2 protein-coding genes are annotated in these 2,369 nt (G+C 58.5%); one reads left to right on the plus strand and one right to left on the minus strand.

Annotation, left to right across the window (positions count from 1 at the left end; genetic code table 11):
• Positions 1-108 precede the first annotated feature (108 nt).
• Complete coding sequence (locus tag ACR0LL_RS20960; RefSeq protein WP_480589221.1) at positions 109-1,086, plus strand: HpcH/HpaI aldolase/citrate lyase family protein; 978 nt, start codon at positions 109-111, stop codon at positions 1,084-1,086.
• Between the two features lie 91 nt (positions 1,087-1,177).
• Here the strand turns inward: ACR0LL_RS20960 and ACR0LL_RS20965 are convergent, their stop codons facing one another.
• On the minus strand, positions 1,178-2,179 hold the full coding sequence (locus tag ACR0LL_RS20965; RefSeq protein ID WP_480589223.1) for a helix-turn-helix domain-containing protein: 1,002 nt from the start codon (positions 2,177-2,179) through the stop codon (positions 1,178-1,180).
• Between the last annotated feature and the right edge of the window lie 190 nt (positions 2,180-2,369).

Below are 2,369 nucleotides of genomic sequence, written 5' to 3' on the forward strand. Positions count from 1 at the left end.
CGGCGAAGACGGCAACGCCGAAGTCGAAGCCCGCGTCCGCGCCCAGGTCGCAGACCTCTGCAACCGCTTCCCTATCTACCCGAACCTGTAAGCCGAAAGGTCCCAACCATGAGCTTTCATCCAATTGAACAAGCCCCCGCCCGTCTGAACCGCAGCGAGCTTGCCGTGCCCGGCAGCCAGCCCGGAATGTTTGAGAAGGCCGCGAAATCGGACGTGGATGTCATCTTCCTCGATCTGGAAGACGCCGTCGCGCCCGATGAAAAGGAACAGGCGCGTAGGAACATCATTCAGGCTCTGAATGATATCGACTGGGGCAACAAGACCATGTCGGTCCGGATCAATGGTCTGGACACCCATTACATGTATCGGGACGTCGTGGATGTTGTCGAACAGGCGGGCCAGCGTCTGGACCTGATCATGATCCCCAAGGTCGGGACAGCCGCAGATGTATATGCAGTCGACATGCTGGTGACCCAGATCGAAGACGCCAAGGGGTACAAGAAACGGATCGGGTTCGAACACATCATCGAAACCGCGCTTGGTATGCAGAATGTCAGCGCGATCGCGGCTGCATCAAAGCGCAATGAAAGCCTTCATTTTGGTGTCGCGGATTATGCCGCCTCGACCCGCGCGCGAACCACAATCATCGGGGGCGTGAACCCGGACTATTCGGTTCTGACCGACCCGGATGCCGAAGGAGGCCGCCTGACCCACTGGGGCGACATGTGGCACTATGCCCTTGCCCGCATGGTGGTTGCGGCGCGCGCCAACGGGCTGCGCCCCATCGACGGGCCTTTTGGCGATTTTCAGGACCCCGACGGTTACAAGGCCGCCGCAAAACGTGCCGCCGTTCTGGGCTGCGAGGGCAAATGGGCCATCCACCCCAGCCAGATCGCACTTGCCAATGAGGTGATGTCGCCCTCGGATGCCGAAGTTACAAAGGCACGGCGTATCCTTGTCGCCATGGCCGAGGCCGAGGCAGACGGAAAAGGTGCCGTGTCTCTGGATGGTCGTCTGATCGATTATGCCTCGATCCGTCAGGCCGAAGTACTGGTTGAAAAGGCCAGTCAGATCGCTGCGGCCTGATCGCCTGCACCAAACCCGACCTGCGTGGGCGCAAGGTCCACGCGGGCTCGGTGCTGCGTTGACTGGTGGATCACGAGACCAACGCGAAAGGTTATCCGTGTTCCGGGGCGGCCGTCCCCAGAAATCGCTTGTTCCGAATTTCGTCCGGGCTGACGTCGAAGCTGCGTTGAAAGGCGCGTTTCAGCGCGACAGTCGATGAAAAGCCGGTCGCTGTCGAGATTTCGATCTGCGACATGTTGGTGAATTGTAAAAGGCTCTGCGCCCGCTCCAGCCGTAGCTCTTTGTAGGTCGACAAAAGTTTCGCACCGGTTTTGCTTAGAAACCTTCGCTGTAACTGGCGAGTCGAGGTCCTGAGCACATTGGAAAGTTCCGAGATCGTCAAAGGATCTTCGATGTTTTCCTGCATCGCATCCAGCGTGCGCATGACAAGCTGATCACCTTTTGCACGGTGCACCAGACGGGCGGCAAGCGTGCTGCCGTGCTTTTGTGTGGGTTCCGTCAGTCCAATGTATCCGCGCAGTATGTCCGCGATATGTTCCCCGTGGTCGATCGACACAAATTCTGACAGCAGGCGCAGCGCGCTTAGCCGGGTGGTTGCGCTATGGGCGCACCCGTCTGCGGCCAGATGCGTGCCGGTGCCACAATCTTCCAGCCCGCCCTCCAGTGCAGCGGCTGCGAAATTCGGGTGGACAGCAACGGTGTTCCGGCCTGTTCTTCCGAGTTGCGGCAGAAGCAGCACCGCGCCGCCGACCAGTACAACCCGTGAAGACAGGTTCAGGACCTGCGATACCCGGAATCTGCGCGAATGTGGAATGGACCAGATGTTCTCCAGATCTCCCCAGAAAATCGCCGTTCGTCCGGCCCAGTATAACGGTCCACCCGCAGGTTCCGAGCCAGCGACACGAAGGTTGACCACATAGGTGCAGTCTTCGGCCAGAGTGTTTAACGCCTGATAGAATTCGATGACCATTCCAGCTGACGCCATAGCCGCTTCACCGTTGAGAATGACATCAATATGTTTCAATCTTTCGGATGCCTCACGCTTCGTTCCAGACAGATTGGCGTGATCATTTGCGAGGACATAGTGTTTCATTGTTCCTCCGACGATTTGGGCGTGGCAGCGCCCCGATTGGTGCTGCCCTCAGGGTGTAAATCCGATCCGTCAGGCTAATTGACGGATCGGACAGACACGGGTTTCACTCAGCGGCGTCTTCGTATTCTGTCATTGGTGGGCATGTGCAGACGAGGTTTCGGTCGCCGTATGCGTTGTCGACGCGGTTGAC

This window comes from Ruegeria sp. AI2 (genome assembly GCF_056541275.1).